The following is a 25,408-nucleotide window of genomic DNA, read 5'->3' as shown; positions in this document are numbered from 1 at the left end:
CCGTGAAACGTCTTCTGATAGCACTTCTGCTGATCCAGCCCGCGCATGCTACGACGCGGATCAAGGATATTGCTGTCATCCAGAATGTGCGGCCGAACCAGCTCGTGGGTTACGGAATTGTGGTGGGATTGAATGGTACCGGCGACAATCTGAGGAGCTCCCCGTTCACCAGTCAGTCGATCCAGTCGATGCTCGACCGAATGGGCGTGAACATCCGCAACAACCTCATGAACAACAGTCAGGTTCAGACCAAAAACGCCGCCGCCGTCATCGTAACGGGGGAATTGCCCGCCTTTGCCCGGGAGGGCGGCCGGATCGATGTGACTGTGTCCTCGCTCGGTAACGCAACGTCGCTTGAGGGTGGGACGCTCCTGATGACGCCGCTTTCGGCCGCGGACAGCGTGATTTACGCCGCTGCTCAGGGCCAGGTCAGCGTATCCGGCTTTACCGCCGGCGGCCGCGCGGAAAAGCTCACGCAGGGCGTCCCGACAGCCGGGCGCATCGCCAACGGCGCACTGGTGGAACGGCGTCTACCGATTGAACTCGAACGCTTTAAATCCTTCACGCTGGAACTTTTGAACCCCGACTTCTCAACGGCGACGCGAGCGGCGGACGTGATCAACTCCTACACTACATCAACCTACGGCGGACGCTCGGCGCGCGCGAAAGACCTGCGCTCGATCGAATTGCTCCGACCGCCGAGGCTGGATGCGGCACGTTTCATCAGCGAGATCAGCGAGCTGCCCATTCAGCCGGACACTCCAGCGCGGATCGTGATCGACGAACGCACCGGCACCGTGGTGATCGGCCGTGACGTGAAGGTCAGCACCGTCGCGGTTGCACACGGCAACATAACGGTGCGCGTCACCGAGATGCCGAAAGTCGTTCAGCCTGCACCTTTCTCGCGTGGTGAAACCGCGATCGAGGATCGTACGGCAGTCAACGCCGAGCAGCCGGATGGAACGCTGTTCGTGCTGAACGGCGCCAATCTTCAGTCTCTTGTCACCGGGCTCAATCGCATGGGACTTAAGCCGCAGGGCATTATCGCCATCCTCCAGGCCATCAAGTCGGCTGGTGCGCTGCAGGCAGAACTGGTGGTGCAATGATGAGACGCATGGTCCGATCCGCAGGTTGCTTCGTGGCGCTCGTCGCAGCAGGGCCGATGTCGGCAATTCCGGCAACTGCTCAGCAATACGCGTGGGGCTGGCCTGACGAGGGCGGAGTGGCGCGCAAGATTCGCGTGGCCCCCGACATGCAACCCCAATGGGATGCTTCCGTCGATTCGGCGGCGAAGAAGGCGGGTGAAGTCCGGCCGAAGGAACCCGAACCGGTCAAGATGCCCGCTGCTGCCGCGACCCCGCCTGCTGCCAATTCGCGAGCCGCGCAGTCCTACTGCGAAAACATCGCGGATGCGGCGGCGGATGCGCGGTTTCTGAGTCAGAAAGCTGAACTGATGAGACTCGATGACGAACTTGCTCGCCGCACGACCCTCCTTGAACAGAAAACGAACGAATACAAGGAGTGGCTCGGCCGCCGTAATGATTTTCTGAAGAAGGCCGAGCAGAGCCTCGTCGAGCTTTACACGAAGGTGAAGCCCGACGCGGCTGCGGCTCAGATCGCTGCCATGGACGAAGAATCCGCCTCGGCTCTGCTGATCAAACTGAGCACAAAAAAATCCAGCGCAATTCTGGATGAAATGCCCCCGGAAAAGGCGGCCCGTATCGTGGCGGTGATGATTGGCGCGTTCAGGGAGCAGGACGGTCCCGCCCCAGCGGCTACAGTCAGCAATGAGGCCGCCCGGAAGGATGCTGCAAAGACCGCCAGCCCGTCTCGGCAGAAAGAAGATAAATCATGAAAATCTGCACGCTGGCGGCAGCAGCAACGACCTTGATGCTCGGTGGATGCTTCAACCGGATGAACGAGATTGGACGGGAGCCGGGCCTTACACCCGTAGGCGCGGGGCTTGTGCCCGCTCATACGGCGATCGGGACGATGCCGGCAACGCCCGCCTCGTATGTCACTCGCGCGTCGCTGTGGCAGGACAACGGAGCCGATCTGTTCAAGGATCCGCGCGCGACCAAGGTTGGCGACGTTATCACCGTCAAGATATCCATCAAGGACAAGGCGTCGATCGATAACAACAACAGTCGCTCGCGATCTTCGACGCGCGAACTGGATATCACCAACAAGGCCAATCTCAGCTGGTCCGGGCTTAACAAGCATCTGGACACACAGAGCAGCGGCGAGTTGGACCCCAAGGTGGAGTCGACTACCAGCACCGACGCAAAGGGCGGTATTTCCCGCGCAGAAAGCATCAACCTTCTGATCGGCGCGGTCGTGACGGAGGTGCTGCCGAACGGCAACCTGATCGTCGCAGGCCGTCAGGAAGTGCGCGTGAATTTCGAACTGAGGGAGCTGCTGATCTCGGGGATCATCCGGCCGCGCGATATCGCAACCGACAACAGCATTTCCTACGACAAGATCGCGGAGGCGCGCATCTCCTATGGCGGGCGTGGCCGCATCATGGACGTAGCCCAGCCGGCCTGGGGACAGCAGGTTACCGACTGGCTTCTGCCATTTTAGCCGCGAGAGGATCGAGCGTGACGCAACGCCAACCGAAAAAACTCCTCGGAGCCCTTGCAGGCGCACTCGTGGCAGCCGCGTCGGGATTCGCGTTCGGCTTCCTCGAACCGGGAGCCCTTCAACCGGCTCCGAGCGTGACGCCAAACCAGACGGTAACAATCAGAAATGAGGTCAGAGTGTTGGCGCCCATCGTCGCCAATCTGGCGAACGGCTCGGACCTCTCGGTGCGGCTCGAAGCGGCGGTGGTGCTCAAGCCGGACATCGCTGATGCAGCGGAGATTTGCGCCAAGATTTCGGATGACTTGGTGACGTTCCTCAAGACGGTTTCGATTCGCGAGATAGAGGGGCCGACCGGGTTCCAGCTCCTCAAGAATGATCTCAGGACGCGGGCTTCAAGGGTTGGTAACGGCGCAACCCTTGATCTGCTGATCCTCACATTTGTGGTTCAGTGAAATGCGGGCGCAATTGCACGGAGCCATCAGCCATCGAGAGGCCGCCATGCCTTCGCATTGGTGTGACGAAGGCATGAGCGTTGTTATGGTTTGGCGAGGCAAGTGGGCAACCGCCGCACTTCTGCTACTTCTGCTGGTGCTGGCGCCATCCAGCGCAGCCGCTCAGCAGACTGGTGGCCAGTTCGGCGGTCTCGCCTCGCTGTTCCCGGAGACAGCAGACGGCACGTCGTCGCGCATCATTCAACTGGTGCTCGTGATTACTGTGCTGTCGCTGGCTCCGGGGATCCTTATCATGGTGACGTGCTTCACTCGCTTCGTCATCGCGCTCTCTTTTCTGCGAGTCGGCCTCGGTTTGCCGTCCACTCCCGCCAATATCATCCTCGTGAGCCTCGCGCTGTTCATGACGGCCTTCACAATGTCACCGACGTTCGACAAGGCGTGGGAAACGGGCGTGAAGCCCTTCATGGACAAGAAGCTTTCAGAGGATGCGGCTTTTCAGAAGATCACCGATCCATTTCGGGAGTTCATGATGGCTAACGTGCGCCAGAAGGATATCGATCTCTTCGCGGGAATGTCTCCTCAGGCAAGCGCCGAAGGGGCGACCGCCCTCAGAACGCTGATTCCCGCCTTCATGATCTCCGAGCTTCGACGCGGCTTCGAAATCGGCTTCCTCATCATGCTGCCGTTCCTGGTTATCGACCTCATCGCGTCAACGGTGCTGATGGCGATGGGCATGATGATGGTTTCTCCGACGACCGTCTCCTTGCCGTTCAAGGTGTTGTTTTTCATACTGATCGACGGCTGGAATCTTCTGGTCGGAAATCTGGTCCGGTCTTTCCACTAGTGGTCCGAACCCGACATTTGAGCACGAACTCAAAGCAACCGGGGCTCAAATGTCAAGTTCGCGCCACTAGGACTTTTGGTAGCAACCTTAAGCTGTGCAATACGCATTACAACCAATTGCCAAACTAGGAGGTAAACCGTCATGGTCGCGTTAACTTCTCCCATAATTGGGCTAGGTTGTGTTGGCTCAGATCACCGAGCCGGATCTGCCCTCGATCACCGTTCGCCATCAAAAGTCCAAGCACCGTTATCATCAATATGATCGTTCGACACTCCCACAGGACCTTCAATGTCGCCACGACGATATAGGCACCTACCGCAAGCACGGCGATGGACTGAAACGGAAGGTTCGTCAACGCCGCCGTTAGAGGCGAAACGTCGACCCCCGAAAATGGAGCAATCGTCATCCTTGTTCTCTACTGCCCCCCTAGAGCCGATGATTGTGCGAATATAGTGCTCAACCGGAAGATGTAGCAAGTAGAGAGGAAACGGCGCCGCCCAAGAATGCAAGAGAAGTAAACAATTCACGAATGTGTTCGCTAAACTTGAGGATTTTTTCTTGCCGCTGCTAAACCGGTACTGCGTTCAACAAGCCCCAATCATGTCGACCACGGTCGCTCAATCACGCGAAAAAAAGATGTCCCTCCGCATTTCCGCTTTCGCCGACGAAGTCGGCTTTTATGTGCACTCGACCCGCTCCGGCGTTAACAAATACGCGATCGATGCTGATGCCTGGATTGAGGGCGCCACTGCCGCCGGATGGATGCCGCATTTGCGGCAAAGGCCGCTGTCTGCAGGCTATGTCGCTGGTGAGTGGCAAATCGCGACATTGAAGGATGCTGCGAACCCGGTTCGCTATCCGGGTCCGATCCCTGAAGCATTGTGGGACGATATTTTCATAAGACTGGGATGGCGCGGTTTGGTCAAGGCGCAGCCTGAGCTCAAGGTTTGGAACGGCGATGTTTTGCCGGATGTACTCTCAGCCGGAGCCGTTCTGGTGCGCCTTAGCCTCTTGCGGGTCGCTGCCGCGCAGCCGGCAGCTATGGCCTTGGAGCTTTCCAACCTCCAGGCGCACCTCGCGAAAAGCGAGGGCAAAAAACTTGAGATCGATGAACCCATGATCGACCTCCTCGAAAAATACGCGGAGCGCGCAGGTATTCCCGAGCATTGGCTGATATGGGGCATCGCGGAGGAGCTTTAACGCTCCTTCGGTCAGTCTGCCGGAAAACAGTTGTAGAGGGAGAGGCTGCGGGCCGCGGGGGGCACGCAGCCTCAATTTTTTGAAGGGAAGCCGCCTTCCGGTTCGGGCAACCGGTCGTCGCGCAGGACGATGTAGATTGCCGGGATCACGAGAACTGTCAGCAGCGTCGATGACAACAGCCCAAACAGCAGCGAGATGGCAAGCCCCTGGAAGATCGGGTCGGTGAGGATCACCGCCGCACCGATCATAGCGGCAAGCGCCGTCAGCAGGATCGGCTTGAAGCGGATTGCGCCAGCTTCGAGCAGCACCTGACGGAGCGGCGTGGCGGCGTCACGACGTTCACGGATGAAGTCCACCAGCAGGATCGAATTGCGCACGATGATGCCCGCCAGCGCGATGAAGCCGATCATCGACGTTGCCGTGAACGGCGCGCCGAACATCCAGTGGCCGATCACGATGCCGATCAGCGTCAGCGGCACGGGCGTCAGGATTACGAGGGGCAGCTTGAACGAGCCGAACTGCCCCACCACGATGAAGTAGATCCCGAGGATCGCGATGCCGAAAGCCGCCCCCATGTCGCGGAAGGTGACGTAGGTCACTTCCCACTCGCCGTCCCAAAGAAGCGTCGGCTTCGTCTCGTCATCAGGCTGGCCGTGAAGCGCGATGACCGGCTTTTGCCCCGGCCCCCAATCGGCGCGGTCGATGGCGTCCCGCACGGCGAGCATACCGTAAATCGGCGCCTCGAACTTGCCCGCGAGATCCGCCGAAACCATCTCCGCCGGTCTGCTGTTGTGACGGAAGATCGGGAACGACGCGCGCTCGCGCTCAAGCCGTACCACATCGCCGAGTTCGACCACGCTACGATTGCCGGGAATGGCGTTCGCGGGCACGGGCGTCGACAGCGTATGCTGGTCGATGGCGAGGTCGCGTTTCGGCAGCGCCACCGCGATCTCGACCGGATGCCGCCCCTCGCCGCGATGCGAATAGCCGACGGTCACGCCCGACAGATAGGCCTGCACCGTGTCATAGACATCCTTTTGCTCGACGTGGAAAAATTCGAGCTTGTCCTGATCGATGGCGACGCGCAGCCGCTCGGACGGCGTGCCGAAGCTGTCGTCCACGTCCACGATGAACGGCACGCTCTTGAACAGCTCCTTCAGCTTCGTCGCCGTCTCGCGCCGCGCCTCCGGCGTGGGGCCGTAGACTTCGGCAAGCAGCGTCGCCATGACCGGCGGTCCGGGTGGCACCTCGACCACTTTCAGCGCCGAACCTTGCGGCAAGGGGAGGCCCGCGAGTCGCTCGCGTATGTCGAGCGCGATCTGGTGGCTCGTGCGGTCGCGCTCGTCGCGGTGCGTGAGGTTCACCTGAAGGTCGCCCAGTTCCGGCGCGGCCCGCAGATAATAATGGCGCACGAGGCCGTTGAAGTTGAACGGCGCGGCGCTGCCCGCATTGGCCTGGATCGTCTCAAGCTCGGGAAGCGATGCAAGGCGCCGAGCCGCGTCGGCCAGCGCGCGGTCCGTATCTTCGAGCGACGAGCCTTCCGGCAGGTCGAGCACCACCTGCACCTCCGACTTGTTGTCAAACGGCAGGAGCTTCACGCTCACGGCCTTGAAATAGAACAGCGAGCAGGCCGCGATTGTCGCCACGCCGACAGCGACGAGGAAGCCGAGGGAGCGGCCGCGCGTTTTCAGGATCGGCCGGGCTGCGGAAAGATAGGCGCGCGCCAGGAAACCCTGCCGTACGCCAACCCCGTGGCTGTCGTCGCCATGCAGCGGCGCGCGGCCCGCGATGCGCATCATCAGCCACGGTGTCACCATCACCGCGACAAAGAACGAGAACACCATCGCGGCCGATGCATTCGCCGGGATCGGGCTCATATACGGCCCCATCAACCCCGAAACGAAGAGCATCGGCAGGAGCGCGACCACCACCGTCAGCGTCGCGATGATGGTGGGATTGCCGACCTCCGCCACGGCCTCGATGGCCGCCGTCATGCGGTTTCGTCCGTCGCGCATCGCCCAGTGCCGCGCGATGTTCTCGATTACCACGATGGCGTCATCCACCAGAATACCGATGGAGAAGATCAGCGCGAACAGGCTCACGCGGTTGATGGTATAGCCCATGATCCACGACGCGAACATCGTCAGCAGGATCGTCGTCGGGATGACCACGAGCACGACAAGCCCCTCGCGCCAGCCGATGGCGAACACGATGAGCAGCACGATGGAGACGGTCGCGAGCCCGAGATGGAACAGCAGTTCGTCGGCCTTGTCGCTCGCCGTTGCGCCGTAGTTGCGCGTGATGTTCACGTCGATGCCGGGCGGCAGGGCCGAGCCTTTCAGCGCGACGAGCTTCTTTTCGAGCCGCTCCGCGATGACCACGGCATTCGCACCGGCGCGCTTGGCGATGGCGATGGAAACGGCCGGCACCCGTTCGAGCTTGCCGTCCGCCGTCTTCGCGTAATGCCACGAGCGCGCTTCGACTGGCTTGCCGTCTACCACGACCTTCGCCACGTCGCGGACATAGACAGGGCGACCATCGCGCGTTGTCAGCAGAAGCAGCCCCACATCCGGCACGCCGGCCAGCGTCTGGCCCGCAACCACCGGCACCGCCCGGCCACCGTCACGCGTTTGCCCGGCCACGAACGAGCGGTTCGCCGACTTCACCTTGTCGATGAGCTGCGCAAGCGTCACGCCATAGAGCGACAGGCGCTCGGGGTCGGGCTCGATGCGGATCTGGTCCGGCCGGCCGCCCGAGAGATAGGTGAGGCCGACTTCGTCCACCTTGGCGAGTTCGATGCGCAGGTTCTCGGCGAGATGATAGAGCGCCATCTCCGTCCAGCGCGGCGCAGCCTCCGGCGTCGGCGAGAGCGTCAGCACCATGATGGCCACGTCGTCGATGCCGCGCCCGACGATCAGCGGCTCGGGGATGCCGACCGGGATGCGGTCGAGGTTCGCCCTCACCTTCTCGTGCACGCGCAGAATCGCTTCGTCCGCCTTCGTGCCGACGAGGAAGCGAGCCGTCACAACCACGCGGTCGTCATAGGTCTGGCTGTAAACGTGCTCGACGCCGTTGATGGCCTTCACGATGGTTTCGAGCGGCTCGGTAACGAGGCGCTCGGCGTCCTGCGCCTTGAGACCGTCCGCGCGCACCTGGATATCGACCATCGGCACGGAGATCTGCGGCTCCTCCTCGCGCGGGAGCGCCACAAGCGCCAGTGTGCCGAGCGTGAGCGCCGCAAGGAGGATGAGCGGCGTCAGCTTCGAGTTGATGAAGGCGCGTGTGAGATAGCCCGAAATACCGAGCCTGACATGCTTCGGATCGCTCGGATCGCGCGTGCTATTGCTGCTCGTCATGGCCGCACCAGCCTGTCGCCGGGGTTCAGCCCCGCGAGCACTTCCACGCCTTCGCCGCCGCCGTCAAGCAGCGCGCGATGGCCCGGCTGTACTACGACATCGACTGCGCCATCGCCATGCGCCACACGGGCATAATCGAGCCCGAAGCGGCGGAACAAAAAGGCAGGCGGCACCACGATAGAAGGCCTCTTGCCCGCCGAAATCCACGTCAGCACGCGCTCGCCCACGAAATATTTGCCGAGGCCATCGGCCGCCGCATCGGCGATCACGCGCCCGTCCTGAAGCTCGGGGTAGACGAGCGTGATCGTACCTTTGGCGGTGGGAAGGTCGTCGCCCGAAAGCTCGCGACCGCCGACAAGCACCGGATCGCCTTTTTTCATGAAGCGCGCGTGCCGCTCGGGCAGTTCAAGGCGCAGCACATAAGCGTTGGCCGCGATCTTGGCGATGGTCTCGCCGGGCATCACCACAGCGCCGACTGTCACGGGCAGCGTAAGCACACGCCCCTGCGCGGGTGCCAGCACCTCGCCTTCCTCGACCTGTTTCATGAGCACGCTGCGCTCGGCTTCGGCGGATTTGAGCGCGTTCGCCGCAACCTCGGAAACCGCGCGCGCCTCGTCGAGCTTTGCTCCGGCCGCGAAGCCGCGCTGCGCAAGTTGCTCCTGACGCGCAGCCTCGGCCTTCGCCGTCTCGGCACGCGACCGAAGCCCCACGATCTGCGCATCGAGCGACTTGATGCGGAGCGCGAGCTTCTGGTCCGTTACCGTTGCGATGACATCGCCCGTCTTGACCTCGCTGCCGCGCTGGATCGAGAGCGAAGCCACAGTGCCACCAGTGCGCACGCGCGCGGCCACCTCGTCGGTGGAGCGTACCGTTGCATAGACGGCCTTCAGGTCGTCGATCTCGCGCGCGCCGACGTCGAACGTATCGGCGGCGCGGGAAGGCGCGGCAACCGCGCTCAACACGGCGAGGAGCGCGAACAGCGCCGCCCCGCGCTGCGGCGTTCCATGCGGAGAGTGTTGTTTCATCGAAACCTCGTCAGCGTCGCCGTCGTGGCGGCTTTCTTCGTTGCTGGAAAGCTTAATCGCGGCGTGCTATTATTGCAATACGTCGTATCTACGAATATACGAAGATAACGGAAAAGGGATCATGCTGGCTGACGACATGGAAAAGGCGGCCGACGCCGCAAGCGAGCTGCTGCAATCGCTCGGCCACCGTTCGCGACTTCTCATCATGTGCCATCTCATCGATGGCGAAAAGTCGGTCGGCCAGTTGGCGGCCCTCCTTCAGACGCGGGAGTCGACCGTTTCGCAACATCTCGCGCTGCTAAGGAAAGACCGGCTCGTGGCAACACGGCGCGAGGGGCAGACGGTGTTCTATTCCATCGCGAGCGAGCCCGCTCGGCAGTTGGTGGAGCTGTTGCATGGCCTTTTTTGTCCTGGGGTGGGTCAAGGCCGATAAGGTCGAGCGCTCCCGGCCGTTCCACGGGTCAGCGCGTGAAACGGAGCGGAACCGAGAGTGTGATCGTTCCTCGCGCCATTTCCGCAGGTGGCGCGGGCACGGGAGACGCGCGCCTCGCGAGAGAGACAGCCTCCGCGTCGAGCTGGGAGCTGCCGGACGACCGGGTGAGACGCGCCCAGAGTACGCGGCCTTGCCGGTCGATGGCGAACGCGACTGACGCCGTACCGTTCGATGCGCCGCCCGGATGGCGCTTGTGGCGGTTGAGGTGGCCGACGACCGCACTGCGCCACGAGGCGGCGGAGGCCGAAGAAGAGACGCCTGCGGACGGTGCGGCGTTAAAGGCTGCATGTCTGGCCTTGTTCGGGCGGGGCGCAGCTGCGGCGCGCGCGGTCGATTTTTGCCGCTGCGGCTTCTGCTCCTCCGGCTTCTTTTCAACGGGCTTCTTTTCGACCGGCTTCTCGGGTTGAGGCTCCGGCCGCGCCTGCTCGATGATAGCTTCCGCTTTGTCGAACTCGGGAAGCTTGGTTTCTTCTTCCTGCAATTGATTTTCTTTCGGCTTCGGCTCGCTGACCTCCTGTTCGGGCGAAGCTTCCGATTCTGCGCCCGTTGCGACATCGCGCATCGGCGTATCAGGGGCGGCCACGATCGGGGAAAGCTCGACCATGACCGCGCCAGCGGGATCGATCAATGCGGGCGCCGCGTCTTCAGGCTGCAAGAGGATGGCAACGGTCACACCAGCATAGAGCGCTGCTGCTGCGGCGGCGGCAGCAGTCCAGCGCACCGCATCGCGCCGCCCCTCATCCATGCCGCCAGTCGCGTCGAAGCCCCAATCCGCTGTGGTCATGGCTTCCCCACCGCCGCTGCGCCAGCCTGCGGCGCGGCCTCTAGTCCGACGAGCCCGATTTTCAGATAGCCCGCGCTTCGCAGAAGGTTCATCGAGTCCATCAGCGAGCCGTAATCGACGCTCCTGTCCGCGCGCACGAAGACGCGCTGCTCGGTGTCGCCCTTCGTCCTGGCGTCGAGCGCGGCCTTGATCGCCTCGCGCGGGACTGGATCGTTGCCAATTGCGAGCGTTAGGTCGGCCTTGACCGTGATGAAGAGCGGCTCGGCCGGGCGCGGCCTGGGTTGCGCGTTCGATGTCGGAAGATCGACCGGCACATCCACCGTGGAAAGCGGCGCGGCGACCATGAAGATGATGAGCAACACCAGCATCACGTCGATCAGCGGCGTGACGTTGATCTCGTGGCTTTCCTCGACGGCGTCGCTCGGCTCCCGCTTAAAACTACCGGCCATCGCGCTACTCCGCCGCCGCCTTGATGCGAGGCCGGGCCGTGCATCTTGCATCCAAATCGAAGCTCACGAGCCTTTCGACTGCGGCCGAAGCATCGGCGAGAAGCTGGCGGTAGTCGGTGATTTGCCGCGCGAAGGCGTTATAAACGACCACAGCCGGGATCGCGGCGACGAGGCCGAGCGCGGTGGCGAGGAGTGCTTCGGCGATGCCGGGCGCGACCACGGCAAGGTTCGTGGTTTGGGCTTTCGAAATGCCGATGAAGGCGTTCATGATGCCCCAGACGGTGCCGAACAATCCGACGAACGGCGCAACCGAGCCGATTGTGGCCACTATGCCGATCCCGACCATGACGTGACGGCTCGCGCGCGCCTCAGCGCGAGAAAGCCTGGATGCGACGCGCTCCTTGACGCCGTCCTTGTCGGGATTGCCGAGCGTTCTGGAGCGCTGAACCTCGCGAACGGCCTCCGCGACGGCCACCGCGCCCGGCCCTTTGGTTTGCGCAACCGCCTCCGCTGCCGCGTCGAGGCTTGGCGCGCTATCGATGCTCATGATCGCCGCCTTCAATCCCCGCCGCGCCGCCCAGAGCTCCGCCGTCTTCGCGAAGAACACCGTCCATGTGAGAAATGAGGCCAGCATGAGCGCGATCATCACTGTTTTCACGACGACGTCGGCGGCATGGAACATTCCCAGCGGGGACAGTTCGTGCGGAAGCTGCTTGCTCGTCGGCTTGTCGCCCGGCGGGAGCGGAAGCGGATCGCTTTCAGGCGTCGCGAGGGGCGCTTGTGCTTCGGCGACTGGCCCCGCATCGAGTTGCGTCGTTTGCGGCTGCTGCTGTGCCTCATCCTGTGCAAAAGCGGGACTCGCTGCGATCAGAAGCATCGCCCCGACGGCGATCATCCGGCTTACGGTATTCAGACGCCGCGGCGTGGCCTCCGACTGCATCCGTTCTCCCTCATGTCATGAGATAGGCTTGGCGCGGGACGGTCTTCACAGCATTCATCCGTCGACAGTGTCCTGCGCGCTCGAAAACAATAGTCCGGCTAGCAAAGACAAGCAATAATAATAGTTTATAACTATTATAGGTTTTGTTTGAAAGCGGTGAGTATGCGGAGAGCATTATATAAGTCCGCGAGAATAAAACCTTGCAAAACAAAACCCGGCGGATGGCCCGCCGGGTCTAATTCATGTGAATCGTTGCTCGCGGATGGCTACCACTTCACGGTCCAGCTCACCGCGCCCTTGAAGTTGATGCCCTTCTCGTACACGTCTGCGGCGACCAGTTCATAGGCTTCGTCGGTGACGTTATCGATGCCGAGATCCACCCGGAGGCCCTTGAATGGCCCCTCAGTCGGCTCGATCACCGCGAACAGGTCGACGAGGTTATAAGCATCGCGAGTGGCGCCTTTTGTGAACTCGTCCGCGAAAGTGAAGCGCGTGCCGACGCGAGTCCAGTATTCCGGCAGCTTTACGCCGGCGGTCAGGATCACCTTGTCGGGCTGGAGCGCACCGACGTATTCGTCGGTATCTGCATCGCGGCCGGTCATCGTCGCCCAGGAGACGCCGCCGAAGAACCGAGCGCTGTCATAGGTGAGAGCGATTTCCGCGCCGGACAAGATGGCGTGGTCCGTGTTGAAGAACCGCGTGTAGCAGCCGCCTTGGCCCGTGAAGCAACCCATATCAGAGTTACCGCCGACGCCCGCCCCCACGATTTCCTGATTGATATAGTCGCGCGCGTCCATGTGCCAGTAGGAGCCCTTGAGCTTCACGGCGTCGCCCTTTGCCGCGACATCGGTGAACTCGAAGCCCGCGCCCACTTCACCGGTCTCAGCCGTTTGCGGCTTGAGGTCGGGATTGGGTACGAACGTGTTGCAGAACGGGCCCATGCAGAAGTGGTTGCCCATGGCGTAAAGCTCGTTGTAGTCCGGCGCGCGGAAGGCGCTTCCGTAATTGCCGAACAACAGGAACCACGGCACCGGCTTGTATGCGGCTGCAATCTTCGGCGAGAACGCCTCGTCGGAGAAGTCTTCCTCGCCGCTGGCCTCCATCGAAAACGCGTCGAAGCGCGCGCTCGGGGTCAGCGTAAGCTCGCCCGGAAGGGATGCGGGGCGAAGCACCTTGATTTCAGCCTGCACAAAAGAGCCGGTGTAATCGGCTTCGGCGCTCGGGATCGAGGAGATGGTGTTACCATATTGGTAGCCCACGGGAAGGCTGTCCGCGCCCTTCTGCTTGTCCTTGTGGTAGTCGACGCCGTAGGTGAACGTCACCTTGGTTTGCCAGTCGGCCAACTCGAACCACGAGCGGTTGTCGGCCTTAACGCCAACCGTTTCGACATCGCGCGTCTGATAGCGAGTGCTGTTGTAGTAATTCTCCGTGACTTTGTTCTGTGCCCAGTAGGCGAGAAAGTTGCCGTTGAACCACTGACTGCCTTCGGGGGTGTAGCTGAGCTTGCCGGAGACGGTATCGCTCAGGATGCCGCGCTTGACGAGCGCGTTCGACGAACTGACTTCGCCGTTGGACTGCGGGTTCGCAGGAGTAACGCCGTCGTCGGCAAAGTGTACCCAGGTCGCGGTCGCTTTCAGGTCCGGCGTTACCTGCGCCGTGCCTTTCGCGAGCGCGGACTTGATGTTGTCCTTGTTGCTGAGGTCGTCGCCGTTGCCAAGCTCGATCGACCCCATGCGCCGATAGGTGAAGCTGCCGAGCGTTTCGAACTTGCCGTCTTCGGTGCGCGCGAAGCCCGTGGTCGTGAGAATCGGCTGGCCGTCCGCCGTCTGAAAGCCGACCTTGACGCGCGCGCCCGCCGTTTCGCCCGCGTCAAGAAAGTCGCTCGCATCGACCGTCGTCATTGCGATGACACCGCCGAGCGCACCCGAACCGTAGAGCGACGAGTTCGGACCCTTGACCACTTCAACGCGCTTCAGGAGGTCCGGGTCGACGAAGAGGCGACCGTCATGCCCCGATTGGAAGGTCTGCGGCACACCGTCGAGCAGGATAAGAACGTCCTCTCCATCAAAGCCGCGAATGTTGGGCGTCTGCCCGCTCATGCGCGCGCCGCCATTCACGAACACGCCGGGGACGTTCTTCAGCGTCTCGGCTACCGTAGAGGCCTGCTCGGTCTGGATCTGGTCGCGATCGACTATGTCGACCTGCCCCGGATAGTCGAATGTCGCGATCGGATTGAGGGTCGCGAAGATCGAAATCTCGTCCAGTTGGACCCGTTGTCCCGCTTCATCTTGCGAAAATGCGGACGCCGAAAGAAGAGTGGACGCGGAAAGCGCCACTGCAGCGGCATAAGCCGCTCTACTGCCCCATGTCATAACATACCCCAGTCAAGTGCCAAATTGCCCGACGCAAGGTTGGGGTAAGGAAACAGGCCGCGCAAGGCGAAAGATCGAGTCGATTTCGGTTTTTACTTGAGTGTGTCGAATATATTTAGAATATTTCTCAAATGTATTCACATGGAATGAGTCTTATAATAATTAAAATCAGCGAAGTTCTTTTATACGAGGCCAGGTTAAGTTAAACTTTTAGAATTAATCGAAATATAAATAAATGTTGTTGCGACATTGATCGGCGTCGTCTAGCTTTTTTACTTAAGCTGGAGCCTCGCACGTGCCATATCCGTTCGACTGATCGAAGCGGGCTGTGCAACTGCGCGCCAGCGATGGGCACAGTTGGGGAAGGACATATGCACCGCAGGCCGCCGCACGCCGAAATAGCAAGCCGCTCCGAGCCATCGCACAACGACGCGGCCCCTCACCATGGCGCTAGCCATCCTCACGCCAGCCACCCGCATGCTGGCAATACCGGCGCAGGTCAATCGGCCAAGCCGGGCCACGCGGGCGGTCATCCCGGCGGACACCCGATGTCCGCGCCGAAGACCATCGACGCATTCTTTGTTCCGGCTGGACGCGATCCGCTGACGGAGGCGTTTTCGGGCCGGGAGTTTTCGCCGCCCTGGCGCGGCAGCGTCGCCATCGATCCCGCCGAAGCCGGAAGCGCGGTCGCGCGAGCCTTCGCAACGCCCCGCGCCGAGCCCGCCGCCGTCTATATCAACGTGCCTTATTGCCAGAGCCGCTGCCTGTTCTGCGGATTTTTCCAGAACGTCTGGCGCCCCGAGCTTTCGGATGCGTACGTGAACGACGTCGTCGCCGAAATGGAAGAAATGGCCGCGACGCCGCTGGTTTCGACCGCGCCCATCGAGTCCGTCTATCTCGGCGGCGGCACGCCGAGCGCGCTTCTCTCCGCTCCGCTGGCGCGTCTCATCGCCAATGTGCGCCGCCTGCTGCCTCTCGATCCCGAGTGTGAAATTACGGTAGAGGGCCGCGCTTACGGCTTCGGCCTCGAAAAGGCGGTGGCGGCGTTCGATGCGGGCGCGAACCGCGTCTCGCTCGGCGTCCAGACGTTTGACACGGCGGTGCGGCGGCGTCTCGGACGCAAGCTCGACGGCGCGGCGACGCTCGCCTTCCTGAACGACCTCGCCGCGCTCGACCGCGCCAGCATCGTCTGCGATCTGATGTACGGCCTGCCCGGTCAAACGCGCGAAATCTGGCGGCGCGATATCGAAACCGTCGCGTCGAGTCGCATCGACGGCGTCACGCTCTACGCGCTGAACATCTTTCGTGGTGGCCCACTCGCGAAGTCCATCGCGGACGAAAAACTGCCCCCGGCGGCGCTCGTCGGCGAGCAGGCGCAGATGTATGTCGAGGCTGCGGAGTTCCTTGTGGCGGAGGGTTTTCGACAGGTGTCGCAGTCGCATTTCGCGCGCGGCGATCACGAGCGGAACCGCTACAACAGCGGGATAAAGCGCGGCGTGCCATGCATTCCGTTCGGCCCCGGCGCGGGCGGGCAGGCGCACGGCGTCCGCTGGAGCAATCTCGTCAGCATCGATGAACGCAAGGCCGCGAAGGCGGAGGGTCAGGCCCCCATCGCGGGCGCGTCGCGAATGCCGCCAGCCTATGCCGCGCAAGCCGCGATCACGGCGGGGCTGGAAGCGGGCTCGCTCCCCATCGATGTTGTGGACGCAATCGCGCCCGGTTTCGCGCGCGCGGCCGCGCCGCTCCTCGACAATTGGACGGCGGCGGGACTAGGCCGCGTCGATGGAGGCGTCTTCCGAGCCACGCGCGCGGGCACGTTCTGGATCACTAACCTGACCGGCGGCCTTTACGCCGCGCTCGACGCCATTCCGCACACAGTCACAGCAACGGAGGAAATCGCATGACCGAAACGCAAACCGTCTTTGCCTCGAAAGAGGAAGCGCTGGCGGCACTCGCCGCGCGTCTCGAAACCAACCCGGATGGCGTCATCGAGGCGCTGGCGGAGGCGCACGGCGTAAGCGTGGTCGAAGCGATGCAACTCCTGCCGCGCGCGAACTGTACCTTCGCGCCCGCCTCGGCCTTCGACAACATCATGAACGACCTCGCGGAATGGGGTGACGTGACCGTTGTGGTTCACACGAAGAACCTCGTTCTCGAATGCCGGGGTCCGCTTCCGAAGGGCGAATACGGACGCGGCTTCTTCAACCTGCATGGCAAGAGCCCCATCGGCGGACACATCAAGGCGTCGCGCTGCGCCTGTATCGCCTTCGTGCGACGCCCGTTCATGGGCAAGGAAAGCTGCGGCGTGCAGTTCTTCGATATCGACGGCGAAGCCATGTTCAAGGTGTTCGTGGGGCGGCTGGCGGATTACTCGCTCAATCCCGAGCAGGTCGAGAAATTCGAGGCGTTGAAAGCGCGGGTGAGCCAGAACGGATGAGTGCTGCGTGACGCCGGGATCGGGAGCGCCACGACAAGCGAGCCGCCGCGTTCGCTATCGTCGCGGCGCTTTTCGGTCACCCGCCGCCCCGACTTAACGATCCGGTCTTGCATCCGGGTCGGCGCCTCAGGTCAGCGCCTTTTCGCTTTCCAGAACACGAATATGATCGCCGAGGGGAAAGGTCAGGACAGCACGTGTGCCTGGTGACAGCTTTTCGTATCGCAACGCGCCTTCGAGCTTTTCGGCCATGCCCGCGATGATACGCTGGCCAAGTCCACGCCGTTTCTTCTTTTCGGGCGGGATATCCTGGGTGCCCACGCCGTCGTCCTCGACCAAAAGATCGATTTCCGACTCGCGCAGGCGGATCAACACGCGCACCTGACCGCGTCCGTTCGGATAGGCGTGCTTCAGCGCGTTGAGAATGAGTTCGGTGGTCACGATGCCGATCGCGACGGCCGCGTCAGGCGAGATCTGGATCGGCGCGCCGCTGAACGAAATGACGCTGTTCGAGCTTTCGCCGCCGGACACATCCTCCAGATCGCGAATGAGGCTCGCCAGATATTCCGAGAGCGTCACCCATCGCACGTCGAACGAAGTATAAAGCGAGCGATGTACCCGCGCGACCGCTAGAACGCGGCCGTTCGCCTCTTTCAGCGCGGCCTTCACGTCGGCATTGCCGCTGACGTCTCCCTGAAAATGGAGAAGCGACGCAATAAGCTGAAGGCTGTTGCTGACCCTGTGATTGACCTCGCGAAGCAGCAGCGCGCGTTCCTCGGCCAGCGCCTTGAATTCGTCGCGAGCGGTGCGGACGGCGGCTTCGGCCCGTTCCCGTTCGCGCTTGAGGGCGGTCGTGAACATCGCGTTGGTGATCGCGTTTTCCAGCAGCAGCAGGAAATCGCCGTGGAGGTCTTTTACGACATAATCCGCCGCGCCCGCCTTCAGTGCCGCGACCGCGACACGGCTATCCTGCGTTCCGGTAAGATAAACGACAGGGGGCGCGTTCGAGCGCGATTGAAGCGCCGCGAGAAGCGACAGACCGTCGTGCTCGGGAAGGACGTGATCCAGCAGGATAACGTCGAACTCGGACGCCGCGTTTTCCTCAAGGCCAGCCGCGGCGGAGTACGCCGAAACGACAGAAAAGCCGCTGCGTTCCAGACGATTGGAAACCAGCCGGCAAAAGCCTTCATCATCGTCGATGATCAGGATTCGCGGATTCTTGTTAGGCATTCAGCGGGTCCGGAACCTTGATGACGGAAAAGAACAGACCGAGCTGCCGTATCGCAACGGCAAACTGCTCGTAATCGACGGGCTTGGTTATATAGACGTTGCAACCGAGATCGTAACACCGCCGGATTTCGAGTTGGTCATCTGTTGTTGTCAGCACGATCACGGGCGCAACGCGAAGATGACCGTCGTTCTTGAGATATTCGAGAATGTCGATTCCCGACATGTCCGGCAGGTTCAGGTCGAGCAATACGAGGATCGGGTTCAGGTCGGCCGGTTCGCTCTCGATCCGCTTGAAATAGGCGAACGCGGACGCCCCATCCGAGAAATGAATGATCTCGTTCGTTACGCCGGCCCGTCGGATATTCCGTTCGATGAGGCGAGCGTGACCATGATCGTCTTCGATCATGACGATTGCAACAGGCTTGTTCACGCGGCCATCCCCCTGTTCTGCGCTGCGGTTCCCGGAAGGGTCACCTTGAAAGTGGCCCCGATTCCCAAGGCCGATTCGACGGCGATTGATCCGCCGAGTCGCCGCACCAACGCGGACACGAATGCCAATCCCATTCCTTCGCCGGGCACATCCTGAGGACCAGCCCGCCGAAAAAGCTCGAAGATCCTTTGATGATCGCGGGGATCGATGCCCCGGCCATTATCGGAAACCGAATATACTACGTCAACACCCCGCAAGTAGCCTTCTATCTTTATTTCTCCGTGTCCGTCATTTTTAAGGAATTTGATGGCATTCTCGATGAGATTGGAAAAAATCTGCTCCATCGACATCCGGTCGCTCAGGACCGGCGGCAAATCCCCGACCGTGATACGTCCATCCTTCTCGCGTATTTGATGGGCGACGTTCGAAACGACGGTTTCGACGAGGGCCTTTGCGTCGATCAATTCAGAGTGAAGCGGACGGCTCCCCTGCCGGGAAATCTTCAGGATGGCGTTGATGAGCCGGTCCATTCTGGCGATCGAGCTTTTGATGAAGCCGAAAGCCTCGTCGAAATCCTTGCCGAGAACGTCCGCATCCGCCAGCGCGTTCGCCTTCTCCAGCCGTTCAAACAGTTCCTTGCGAAGCGTTTCAAGCTCCGACGTGAACCCCATGATATTGACAAGCGGCGAGCGAAGATCGTGGCTCACGATATAGGCGAAGCGCTGAATTTCATCATTCGCCCGCTGCAACGCGGCGGTGCGATGCATGACGATATCTTCGAGGTCGTTGTTCGATTTTTCGAGCGCCTTGTGGGCTTTCGTCAACGCCGCATTAGACCTCATCAGAAACCACATGCTCAAAAACGAAAAGCCCAGCACGGCGACACCACCGATGACATCGACTATGGTCTTCATCTCGCGGAGTTCGGTCGCGTTGTTTTCTATTTCTTCGCGGTCCGCTGCAGTCTCGTCCTGTAGGGCGTTGATGTTCTCTTCGATCTGTTCGGAGAGTGTGATTCCGTAGTTTTCTTTCAGACGTTCGATGGCGGCCTCCGGCGGCCCGCTTGCTGCCAAGGCAACGGTTCCGGCCATTTCGTCGGCCTTGCGCGTCATCAGATCGAGCAGCACCGTCAATCGCTCGGCTCGTTCGAGCTGCGGTGGGGCGCTTTCGATCAGTCTTCTGGTTTGCGGAATGAGCTGCGAATGCAGCTCGTTATAGGGCTGCAAATATTGTTCCGTTCTCGTGAGCAGGTAGCCGCGCTGGCTGCTTTCCACGGTGCGCATAGTGCGAGCGACGCGGCCAAGCTTCGCGTTATAGCGGTTCAGCTCGGCGGCCATGCGCCCATCGCTTTCAAGACGGTGGGATAGCCAGAAGGAGGATGTAATAAGGATGATGAGCACGCTGGCGGCCGCACCAAGAAGCGCGGCCTCGCGGCGACTCTCGCGGAACAATGTGAAGATGTCGCGAAAGCCAGCCATCACACCCAAGCTCTCCTTCGCGGCCGAAGCGCGACCGTCGACGTAAGATACACGATGTGGCTTCATGGAGGTCAATCGACCTGCGCGGGAATCGCCTTCTCCCCGTTCACGTATTCTTCAAGCCGCTGCCGTGCCCGACTGAGGCGGCTTTTGACCGTGCCGACTGGGCAATTGCAGACCGCCGCTGCTTCTTCATAGGAAAGCCCCTCCGCCGCGATGAGGATGATCGCCTCGCGCTGCTCTGGCACGAGGCCGCTCAGCCCTCTCAGCACGTCCTTGAACTCGATATATTTTTCCTGAGTCGCGCGGGTTTCGAGGTTCGACGGATCGACATCGTCGAGCGGCGCGGTCTGATGATATTTCTTGTAGCGGATGTCGTTGTAGAAGCTGTTGCGCAGGATCGTGAACAGCCAGGCGCGCAGGTTCGTGCCTTCCTGAAACTTGTCCAGGTTCGACAGCGCCTTCACGAGCGTATCTTGAACCAGATCGTCCGAATGCTGCGAGCTTTGCGTGAGCGATAGCGCGAAGGCGCGCAGGTTCGGGATCCACTTGACCAATTCCTGCCGCAGGCTTGCATCGGCGGGATTACCCATTCAATTGCGCTCCTGCTTTTCGATCTTGTTGATAAGGGCGAGCATTTCATTGGGGATCGGTTCCGCGAGAAGCTTCTCGTAGAGCTTCACCACACCGGCCGCGAACCTCGCTTCATCGTATGTGGGATCGAGCGGCGGCTTTTGCTCGGAATCGCCGGCCCCGTCGGCGGCGCCTTTGTCCTCAGGCATCTCGGTCAGCTTTACGACCAACCCGGCCTCATCGGCCTTCAGAGGCGACTGCGGGAGAGGAGCGCTCGCTTCGCGCTCGCTCGTATCGTTTTCGTTCATCATGGTTCCTTGTTGTTGAGAGGAGTCACCGGCCGCTCTGGACAGGGAGTAAATTTTCACAAATCATCAATGCACTGGAACACCCGCTACGGGCGTTTGTTGCAGTCACGTCAACTGCGCCTGGACAATTATCCTTGGGGAACGCCATATGTCTGTTTCGCAATCCATTGCTCCGCATCTGCCTTCGCTCCGGCGGTTCGCGCGTGCGCTTTCCGGTTCGCAGGAGAGCGGAGATGCCTATGTTGTGGCCCTGCTGGAAGCGCTGGTCGACGACCCCACATTGTTCCCGACCGGACTGGAGCCGAAGATCGCGCTCTACCGCGTTTTCCTGAAGATCTGGAATTCCGTAGGCACCAACGACTTCCGGATCAGCAGCGAAACGTCCGAGGCGATCCATGGCCTGCAAACGCTCACGCCAAAGCCTCGTCAGGCCTTTCTACTTTTGTCGGTGGAAGGCTTCGACGCGGATGCGATCGCGAAAATTCTCGACATCGACACGGCTGAAGTCGCCGTGCTGATCGCGGCGGCGGATCATGAAATCGCGAGCCAGATCGACCCGGCCGACATCCTCATCATCGAGGACGAACCGCTGACCGCCGCGCATCTCGAAGAGATCGTGACGGGCATCGGTCACAACGTGACGGGCACAGCACGCACGCACGCCGCCGCGCTCAAGCTCGCGCGCGAAACGCAGCCGGATCTGATCCTCTCCGATATTCAGCTCGCGGATGGGAGTTCGGGGGTGGAAGCGGTGAACGAAATCCTCGGCTCACTCGAACTGCCGGTTATCTTCATAACGGGGCACCCGGAACTTCTGCTCACCGGCGCGAAGCCGGAGCCGACCTTCCTCATCGCGAAACCATTCAACGCCGAGACCGTCAAGGCCATCATCGGGCAGGCGCTGTTCTTCCAGGTGCGCTCGCGCGTGAAGGACGGCAACGGCGAACTTCCCCGGAAATCCTCGGAGTCGGCAGCCGACGCCCGCTGATAAACCGTTCCTTCAGCGGGACCGTTTACAGAACAACGTGACTCCTCAGGCTCGTGCACCCGCATAAATCTCGCGGGACCGCACGAGGGGAACCGGAGAACACCATGGAAGCCTTGCCAGCGCTGTTGATTCCCGGCCTCGGCTGCGACACGCGGCTCTATGGCAGCCAGCTTCCTGCGCTGTTCAGGCAGGGAGCGACCGTCACGGTTGCCAACCACACCCGTAGCGACTCCATCGCCGCCCTGGCCGACGATGTGCTCGCGGCAGCGCCGCCGCGCTTCGCACTCGCCGGGCTATCGATGGGCGGCTATATCGCTTTCGAGATCATGCGCCGTGCGCCGGATCGCGTGGCAAAGCTCGCGTTGCTCGACACAACGGCGCGCCCCGATACGCCGGAGCAGACGGCCCGCCGCAAGACCCAGATCGAGATGGCGCAAACCGGCAAGTTCGGCGATTTGCCGGGCCTGCTGTTTCCGGTTTTCGTGCATGCAAGCCGCCGCAATGACCAGGCTTTGCGCGCTGTCGTCGAAAGCATGATGTTTGAAGGTGGCGCGGATGTCTTTGTCCGGCAGCAGACCGCCATCATGGGTCGGCGCGACTCACGGCCCTATCTCGGCGCGATCCGCTGCCCGACGCTCATCGCTGTCGGTTATGGCGACGAGCTGACGCCGCCCGCACTCGCGAAGGAAATGGCCGATGCGATCCCCGGCGCGAAACTGGAGGTCGTGCCGGATTGCGGGCATCTGTCCACGCTGGAACAGCCGGACTTCATGGCGCGCACGCTGGCAGCGTGGCACAGCGCTTGAGGCGGGCGATTCGCGTCGGCGCGAAAGCGTGGCGCCCTACAGCACGTCGGCCTTGGCGCGCTCGCGTTGCAGCTTGTGGTATTTGCGGATAAGCAGCGTCCGCTTCAGCCGCGACAGGTGATCGATGAACAGCCGCCCTTCGAGGTGGTCGATCTCGTGCTGCACGAGCGTCGCCTCAAGATCCGAAAAGTCCCGCTCCTGCTGCTTGCCCTCGGCGTCGACATAGCGAACGCGCACAAGCGCGGGCCGCTCCACCTCGGCATACATCTGCGGAATGGACAGACACCCTTCCTCATGCACGCGCGGCGTGTCGCCGTGTGTTAGAATTTCGGGGTTGATGAGAACGACCGGGTTCTTGCCCTTCTCGTCGCCCTTCTGCGCATCCATCACGATGAGGCGGCGAAGAACGCCGATCTGCACCGCCGCGAGCCCGATGCCCGGCGCGGCGTACATGGTTTCAAGCATGTCGTTGGCGAGCGCGCGCACCTCGTCGTCGACTGTCTCGACGGTTTTCGATGTTTCGCGCAGGATCGCGTCGGGGATCGTGATGATGGATCGTATTGCCATGCTCAGCAGATAAGCGAGGCGCGCGGCGCGGTCAACGGCTTCGTTTGCGGCGGAAATCAGGATTTGTTCATCCGCTCAAGTCTTCGCAGGGTCCGCGCCGATTTTTGAAGGCAACGAGCGCGATTCAAACGGCCAGGGCGAGCAACGCGTCGAGGTCGAGGTTCTTTTCGACATGGTCCGCCAGCGCTTCGAGTGCCGCTTCGGTGCGCGCGTCGAAATCAAGGCCGGAAGCCGCCGCACCGACGCTTTGAAGCCAGTGCGCGCGGAACTCGTTCGAGCCGAAGAGGCCGTGAACGTATGCGCCCGCGATGAGGCCGTTCGCCGAGAGCGCACCCTCGGGTCGTGCGCCGCCGCGATCGTCTTCCAGCACGAGCCAGGGCTGATCGAGCCCCGCGCCGGTCGTTCGCCCCATGTGCATCTCATAACCCGTGACGCGGCAGCCCGACGCGCGGTCGGTCGTGTCGATGTCGATCAGCCGCTTTTCGCCGCCGATTTCCGTTTCGATGTCGAGCAGGCCGAGGCCCGCCGTCTCGCCAGCCGGTCCCTCCATGCCCTGCGGATCGCGCACCACGCGGCCGAGCATCTGAAAGCCCGCGCAAAGGCCGATCACGCGACCGCCGCGCCGCGCATGCGCGAGGATGTCGATGTCCCAGCCCTCGCGGCGCAGCACGTCGAGATCGGTGCGCGTCGCCTTGGAACCGGGGAGTATGACGACGTCGGTATCGGCGGGGATCGGGTTGCCCGGCTGAATCCACCGCAACGAAACGCCGGGTTCCGCCGCCAGCGGGTCGAGGTCGTCGAAATTCGCCACGCGTGACAGGCGCGGCACCGCGACGTTGACGCCGCGCCCTTCGCCCTCGGCGGGACGTTCCAGCGCCAGCGAATCCTCCGCCGGAAGCCGCTCCGCGCTGTCGAACCAGCGCAGCACGCCGAGAAACGGCCAGCCGGTCGCTTCCGTGATCGTCACCACGCCCGGCTCGAACAGCGAGAAATCGCCGCGGAACTTGTTGACGATGTAGCCTTTCACCCGCGCGCGGTCCGCCTCGGAAAGAAGCATGTGGCTACCGACAATCGCCGCCATCGTGCCGCCCCGGTCGATGTCCGAGAGGATGACAACCGGAAGGCCGCCCGCTTCGGCGAGGTGCATGTTGGTAATGTCGGAGTTGCGAAGATAGACCTCCGCACCGCTGCCCGCGCCTTCCACGATAACGAGGTCGGCTTCCGCGCGCAGCCGGTCGAGGCTGTCGATCACGGCGGGCATCATCCGCTGGCGCATGTGGTGATAAATGCGCGCGGGGCAGTTGCCGAGCACGCGTCCGCGCAGCACCACCTGCGAGCCGATATCCGTCTGCGGCTTCAGGAGCACCGGGTTCATGTGGATCGACGGCGCGGCCTTCGAGGCACGCGCTTGCATCGCCTGCGCGCGGCCGATTTCGCCATAGACGATCTCGCCACCGGGGCCGGGCGGCAGGTCGCTGTCTGCGGCGACGGCCGCGTTGTTCGACATGTTCTGCGCCTTGAACGGACGCACCACGAGACCCCGCCGCGCATAAGCCCGGCACAGCCCCGCGACGACCATGCTCTTGCCGACATCCGACGCGGTGCCCTGGATCATCAGCGAGCGCGCGCGGCGTGGCAGCCCGGCGGGCGCGGGGTTATAGGCGATGCGGGCGATGAGTTCGGCGGCCTGCGCGGGGATCGTGTCGGCGGTCATTCTTCCGTTTCGTTTTCTACCGGCGGCGCTTTCAGCCGGAATTCGCGCGTCTGATCGTGCCCGTCCCAGATCTCCGGCTTCTTCAGCCATTTCTGGATGAAGTTCCAGCTTCCGCGATGGCCGTTATGCGGCAGGGTGCAATCGGAGCAATCCTTTCGCCGCATGCCGTTCGCGTCGGTGTAGACCTTGTAAGGGCCGGGGCATTCGTAGGCGATTAGCGGGCAATAGCAAAAGAGGCAATTGAATTTGCCGCGAACGCCCTTGTGGCACGGCAGGAACGGACACGCCTCGTTGGTGAAGCCCTTGAAGCCTTCGTTTGTGGTGGTGTCTTTCGGTTCCATGCCGCGGCCTTTGCGAGTGTCATCGGAGGCGGCGGACGGCG

Annotated in this window: 25 protein-coding genes; 11 read left to right on the top strand and 14 right to left on the bottom strand. The window is 62.1% G+C overall.

Going from position 1 to position 25,408, the window contains the following annotated elements:
• Positions 1 to 2 precede the first annotated feature (2 nt).
• The 6 genes from RVAN_RS12735 to RVAN_RS12705 all read left to right on the top strand — a co-directional run bounded on the left by RVAN_RS12735 (position 3) and on the right by RVAN_RS12705 (position 5,079).
• Positions 3 to 1,106: a flagellar basal body P-ring protein FlgI gene (locus RVAN_RS12735; RefSeq protein ID WP_013420122.1), complete on the top strand. Its 1,104-nt coding sequence runs from the start codon at positions 3 to 5 to the stop codon at positions 1,104 to 1,106.
• A 32-nt stretch (positions 1,107 to 1,138) separates the two neighbouring features.
• Complete coding sequence (locus tag RVAN_RS12730) at positions 1,139 to 1,855, top strand: MotE family protein (protein WP_155942452.1); 717 nt, start codon at positions 1,139 to 1,141, stop codon at positions 1,853 to 1,855.
• On the top strand, positions 1,852 to 2,583 hold the full coding sequence (flgH, locus tag RVAN_RS12725) for a flagellar basal body L-ring protein FlgH (protein ID WP_013420120.1): 732 nt from the start codon (positions 1,852 to 1,854) through the stop codon (positions 2,581 to 2,583). Before RVAN_RS12730 ends, flgH begins: the two co-directional genes overlap by 4 nt.
• Positions 2,584 to 2,600: 17 nt before the next feature.
• Positions 2,601 to 3,035 carry a flagellar basal body-associated FliL family protein gene (locus RVAN_RS12720; RefSeq protein WP_013420119.1) on the top strand — a complete coding sequence of 145 codons (435 nt, stop codon included), beginning with the start codon at positions 2,601 to 2,603 and terminating at the stop codon, positions 3,033 to 3,035.
• A 73-nt stretch (positions 3,036 to 3,108) separates the two neighbouring features.
• Complete coding sequence (fliP, locus tag RVAN_RS12715; protein WP_049779635.1) at positions 3,109 to 3,879, top strand: flagellar type III secretion system pore protein FliP; 771 nt, start codon at positions 3,109 to 3,111, stop codon at positions 3,877 to 3,879.
• A gap of 600 nt (positions 3,880 to 4,479) precedes the next feature.
• Positions 4,480 to 5,079: a hypothetical protein gene (locus tag RVAN_RS12705; RefSeq protein ID WP_041787587.1), complete on the top strand. Its 600-nt coding sequence runs from the start codon at positions 4,480 to 4,482 to the stop codon at positions 5,077 to 5,079.
• Positions 5,080 to 5,150: 71 nt separating this feature from the next.
• On the opposite strand, the gene RVAN_RS12700 is transcribed toward RVAN_RS12705, so the two are convergent.
• Positions 5,151 to 8,435 (bottom strand): efflux RND transporter permease subunit, encoded by a 3,285-nt coding sequence (locus tag RVAN_RS12700; protein WP_013420115.1) that lies wholly within the window; start codon positions 8,433 to 8,435, stop codon positions 5,151 to 5,153.
• On the bottom strand, positions 8,432 to 9,460 hold the full coding sequence (locus RVAN_RS12695) for an efflux RND transporter periplasmic adaptor subunit (RefSeq protein WP_013420114.1): 1,029 nt from the start codon (positions 9,458 to 9,460) through the stop codon (positions 8,432 to 8,434). The genes RVAN_RS12700 and RVAN_RS12695 overlap by 4 nt, the downstream gene beginning before the upstream one ends.
• 121 nt (positions 9,461 to 9,581) lie before the next feature.
• Here RVAN_RS12695 and RVAN_RS12690 point away from each other — a divergent pair, with 121 nt between their 5' ends.
• The gene (locus RVAN_RS12690) at positions 9,582 to 9,893 is read left to right on the top strand and encodes an ArsR/SmtB family transcription factor (RefSeq protein ID WP_013420113.1); all 312 of its coding nucleotides are present in this window, start codon (positions 9,582 to 9,584) and stop codon (positions 9,891 to 9,893) included.
• 28 nt (positions 9,894 to 9,921) lie between these two features.
• On the opposite strand, the gene RVAN_RS12685 is transcribed toward RVAN_RS12690, so the two are convergent.
• From RVAN_RS12685 to RVAN_RS12670, 4 genes are all read right to left on the bottom strand, one after another.
• The gene (locus RVAN_RS12685) at positions 9,922 to 10,737 is read right to left on the bottom strand and encodes an energy transducer TonB family protein (RefSeq protein ID WP_013420112.1); all 816 of its coding nucleotides are present in this window, start codon (positions 10,735 to 10,737) and stop codon (positions 9,922 to 9,924) included.
• Positions 10,734 to 11,186: a TonB system transport protein ExbD gene (exbD, locus tag RVAN_RS12680; protein ID WP_013420111.1), complete on the bottom strand. Its 453-nt coding sequence runs from the start codon at positions 11,184 to 11,186 to the stop codon at positions 10,734 to 10,736. The genes RVAN_RS12685 and exbD overlap by 4 nt, the downstream gene beginning before the upstream one ends.
• Positions 11,187 to 11,190: 4 nt before the next feature.
• Complete coding sequence (exbB, locus tag RVAN_RS12675) at positions 11,191 to 12,126, bottom strand: tonB-system energizer ExbB (protein ID WP_013420110.1); 936 nt, start codon at positions 12,124 to 12,126, stop codon at positions 11,191 to 11,193.
• A 266-nt stretch (positions 12,127 to 12,392) separates the two neighbouring features.
• Positions 12,393 to 14,498 carry a TonB-dependent hemoglobin/transferrin/lactoferrin family receptor gene (locus RVAN_RS12670; protein ID WP_013420109.1) on the bottom strand — a complete coding sequence of 702 codons (2,106 nt, stop codon included), beginning with the start codon at positions 14,496 to 14,498 and terminating at the stop codon, positions 12,393 to 12,395.
• A gap of 371 nt (positions 14,499 to 14,869) precedes the next feature.
• Between RVAN_RS12670 and hutW the strand changes: the two genes are divergently transcribed.
• Together hutW and hutX are read left to right on the top strand one after the other, a co-directional pair.
• On the top strand, positions 14,870 to 16,402 hold the full coding sequence (hutW, locus tag RVAN_RS12665; RefSeq protein WP_245257986.1) for a heme anaerobic degradation radical SAM methyltransferase ChuW/HutW: 1,533 nt from the start codon (positions 14,870 to 14,872) through the stop codon (positions 16,400 to 16,402).
• Complete coding sequence (gene hutX, locus RVAN_RS12660; RefSeq protein ID WP_013420107.1) at positions 16,399 to 16,935, top strand: heme utilization cystosolic carrier protein HutX; 537 nt, start codon at positions 16,399 to 16,401, stop codon at positions 16,933 to 16,935. The genes hutW and hutX overlap by 4 nt, the downstream gene beginning before the upstream one ends.
• Before the next feature lie 126 nt (positions 16,936 to 17,061).
• On the opposite strand, the gene RVAN_RS12655 is transcribed toward hutX, so the two are convergent.
• From RVAN_RS12655 to RVAN_RS12635, 5 genes are all read right to left on the bottom strand, one after another.
• Positions 17,062 to 18,162, bottom strand: a complete 1,101-nt coding sequence (locus tag RVAN_RS12655) for a response regulator (RefSeq protein ID WP_013420105.1) — start codon at positions 18,160 to 18,162, stop codon at positions 17,062 to 17,064.
• Positions 18,155 to 18,592, bottom strand: a complete 438-nt coding sequence (locus RVAN_RS12650) for a response regulator (protein ID WP_013420104.1) — start codon at positions 18,590 to 18,592, stop codon at positions 18,155 to 18,157. Before RVAN_RS12650 ends, RVAN_RS12655 begins: the two co-directional genes overlap by 8 nt.
• Positions 18,589 to 19,929 (bottom strand): sensor histidine kinase, encoded by a 1,341-nt coding sequence (locus RVAN_RS12645; RefSeq protein ID WP_169309549.1) that lies wholly within the window; start codon positions 19,927 to 19,929, stop codon positions 18,589 to 18,591. The genes RVAN_RS12650 and RVAN_RS12645 overlap by 4 nt, the downstream gene beginning before the upstream one ends.
• Before the next feature lie 212 nt (positions 19,930 to 20,141).
• A complete protein-coding gene (locus tag RVAN_RS12640; protein WP_013420102.1) occupies positions 20,142 to 20,663 on the bottom strand; it encodes a sigma-70 family RNA polymerase sigma factor in 522 nt (173 codons plus the stop codon).
• Positions 20,664 to 20,954: a hypothetical protein gene (locus RVAN_RS12635; RefSeq protein ID WP_041787579.1), complete on the bottom strand. Its 291-nt coding sequence runs from the start codon at positions 20,952 to 20,954 to the stop codon at positions 20,664 to 20,666.
• Between the two features lie 145 nt (positions 20,955 to 21,099).
• Here RVAN_RS12635 and RVAN_RS12630 point away from each other — a divergent pair, with 145 nt between their 5' ends.
• Both RVAN_RS12630 and RVAN_RS12625 read left to right on the top strand, forming a co-directional pair.
• Positions 21,100 to 21,939 carry a response regulator gene (locus tag RVAN_RS12630; RefSeq protein WP_013420100.1) on the top strand — a complete coding sequence of 280 codons (840 nt, stop codon included), beginning with the start codon at positions 21,100 to 21,102 and terminating at the stop codon, positions 21,937 to 21,939.
• A gap of 104 nt (positions 21,940 to 22,043) precedes the next feature.
• Positions 22,044 to 22,745 carry an alpha/beta fold hydrolase gene (locus RVAN_RS12625; protein WP_013420099.1) on the top strand — a complete coding sequence of 234 codons (702 nt, stop codon included), beginning with the start codon at positions 22,044 to 22,046 and terminating at the stop codon, positions 22,743 to 22,745.
• Positions 22,746 to 22,781: 36 nt separating this feature from the next.
• Here RVAN_RS12625 and def read toward each other — a convergent pair whose 3' ends face one another.
• The 3 genes from def to RVAN_RS12610 all read right to left on the bottom strand — a co-directional run bounded on the left by def (position 22,782) and on the right by RVAN_RS12610 (position 25,367).
• Positions 22,782 to 23,312: a peptide deformylase gene (gene def, locus RVAN_RS12620; protein WP_013420098.1), complete on the bottom strand. Its 531-nt coding sequence runs from the start codon at positions 23,310 to 23,312 to the stop codon at positions 22,782 to 22,784.
• 124 nt (positions 23,313 to 23,436) lie between these two features.
• Positions 23,437 to 25,026 (bottom strand): cobyric acid synthase, encoded by a 1,590-nt coding sequence (locus tag RVAN_RS12615; protein WP_013420097.1) that lies wholly within the window; start codon positions 25,024 to 25,026, stop codon positions 23,437 to 23,439.
• Positions 25,023 to 25,367: a cysteine-rich small domain-containing protein gene (locus RVAN_RS12610; RefSeq protein ID WP_013420096.1), complete on the bottom strand. Its 345-nt coding sequence runs from the start codon at positions 25,365 to 25,367 to the stop codon at positions 25,023 to 25,025. The genes RVAN_RS12615 and RVAN_RS12610 overlap by 4 nt, the downstream gene beginning before the upstream one ends.
• Between the last annotated feature and the right edge of the window lie 41 nt (positions 25,368 to 25,408).

Origin of the sequence: Rhodomicrobium vannielii ATCC 17100 (genome assembly GCF_000166055.1) — a bacterium.
Lineage (GTDB): Bacteria > Pseudomonadota > Alphaproteobacteria > Rhizobiales > Rhodomicrobiaceae > Rhodomicrobium > Rhodomicrobium vannielii.
The sequence above is the reverse complement of the archived record's forward strand: the minus strand, read 5'-3'. Positions and strand labels throughout refer to the sequence as shown.

Coding starts and splice junctions, on each gene's coding strand:
- flgH (WP_013420120.1), top strand. CDS start 1,852: ATGAAAATCTGCACGCTGGCGGCAGCAGCAACGACCTTGATGCTCGGT.
- RVAN_RS12645 (WP_169309549.1), bottom strand. CDS start 19,929: ATGGCCGCCGAGCTGAACCGCTATAACGCGAAGCTTGGCCGCGTCGCT.
- RVAN_RS12700 (WP_013420115.1), bottom strand. CDS start 8,435: ATGACGAGCAGCAATAGCACGCGCGATCCGAGCGATCCGAAGCATGTC.
- RVAN_RS12655 (WP_013420105.1), bottom strand. CDS start 18,162: ATGCCTAACAAGAATCCGCGAATCCTGATCATCGACGATGATGAAGGC.
- exbD (WP_013420111.1), bottom strand. CDS start 11,186: ATGGCCGGTAGTTTTAAGCGGGAGCCGAGCGACGCCGTCGAGGAAAGC.
- RVAN_RS12630 (WP_013420100.1), top strand. CDS start 21,100: ATGTCTGTTTCGCAATCCATTGCTCCGCATCTGCCTTCGCTCCGGCGG.
- RVAN_RS12705 (WP_041787587.1), top strand. CDS start 4,480: ATGTCGACCACGGTCGCTCAATCACGCGAAAAAAAGATGTCCCTCCGC.
- fliP (WP_049779635.1), top strand. CDS start 3,109: ATGAGCGTTGTTATGGTTTGGCGAGGCAAGTGGGCAACCGCCGCACTT.
- hutW (WP_245257986.1), top strand. CDS start 14,870: ATGCACCGCAGGCCGCCGCACGCCGAAATAGCAAGCCGCTCCGAGCCA.
- RVAN_RS12615 (WP_013420097.1), bottom strand. CDS start 25,026: ATGACCGCCGACACGATCCCCGCGCAGGCCGCCGAACTCATCGCCCGC.
- RVAN_RS12695 (WP_013420114.1), bottom strand. CDS start 9,460: ATGAAACAACACTCTCCGCATGGAACGCCGCAGCGCGGGGCGGCGCTG.
- hutX (WP_013420107.1), top strand. CDS start 16,399: ATGACCGAAACGCAAACCGTCTTTGCCTCGAAAGAGGAAGCGCTGGCG.
- def (WP_013420098.1), bottom strand. CDS start 23,312: ATGGCAATACGATCCATCATCACGATCCCCGACGCGATCCTGCGCGAA.
- exbB (WP_013420110.1), bottom strand. CDS start 12,126: ATGCAGTCGGAGGCCACGCCGCGGCGTCTGAATACCGTAAGCCGGATG.
- RVAN_RS12610 (WP_013420096.1), bottom strand. CDS start 25,367: ATGGAACCGAAAGACACCACCACAAACGAAGGCTTCAAGGGCTTCACC.
- RVAN_RS12640 (WP_013420102.1), bottom strand. CDS start 20,663: ATGGGTAATCCCGCCGATGCAAGCCTGCGGCAGGAATTGGTCAAGTGG.
- RVAN_RS12685 (WP_013420112.1), bottom strand. CDS start 10,737: ATGACCACAGCGGATTGGGGCTTCGACGCGACTGGCGGCATGGATGAG.
- RVAN_RS12635 (WP_041787579.1), bottom strand. CDS start 20,954: ATGATGAACGAAAACGATACGAGCGAGCGCGAAGCGAGCGCTCCTCTC.
- RVAN_RS12625 (WP_013420099.1), top strand. CDS start 22,044: ATGGAAGCCTTGCCAGCGCTGTTGATTCCCGGCCTCGGCTGCGACACG.
- RVAN_RS12670 (WP_013420109.1), bottom strand. CDS start 14,498: ATGACATGGGGCAGTAGAGCGGCTTATGCCGCTGCAGTGGCGCTTTCC.
- RVAN_RS12690 (WP_013420113.1), top strand. CDS start 9,582: ATGCTGGCTGACGACATGGAAAAGGCGGCCGACGCCGCAAGCGAGCTG.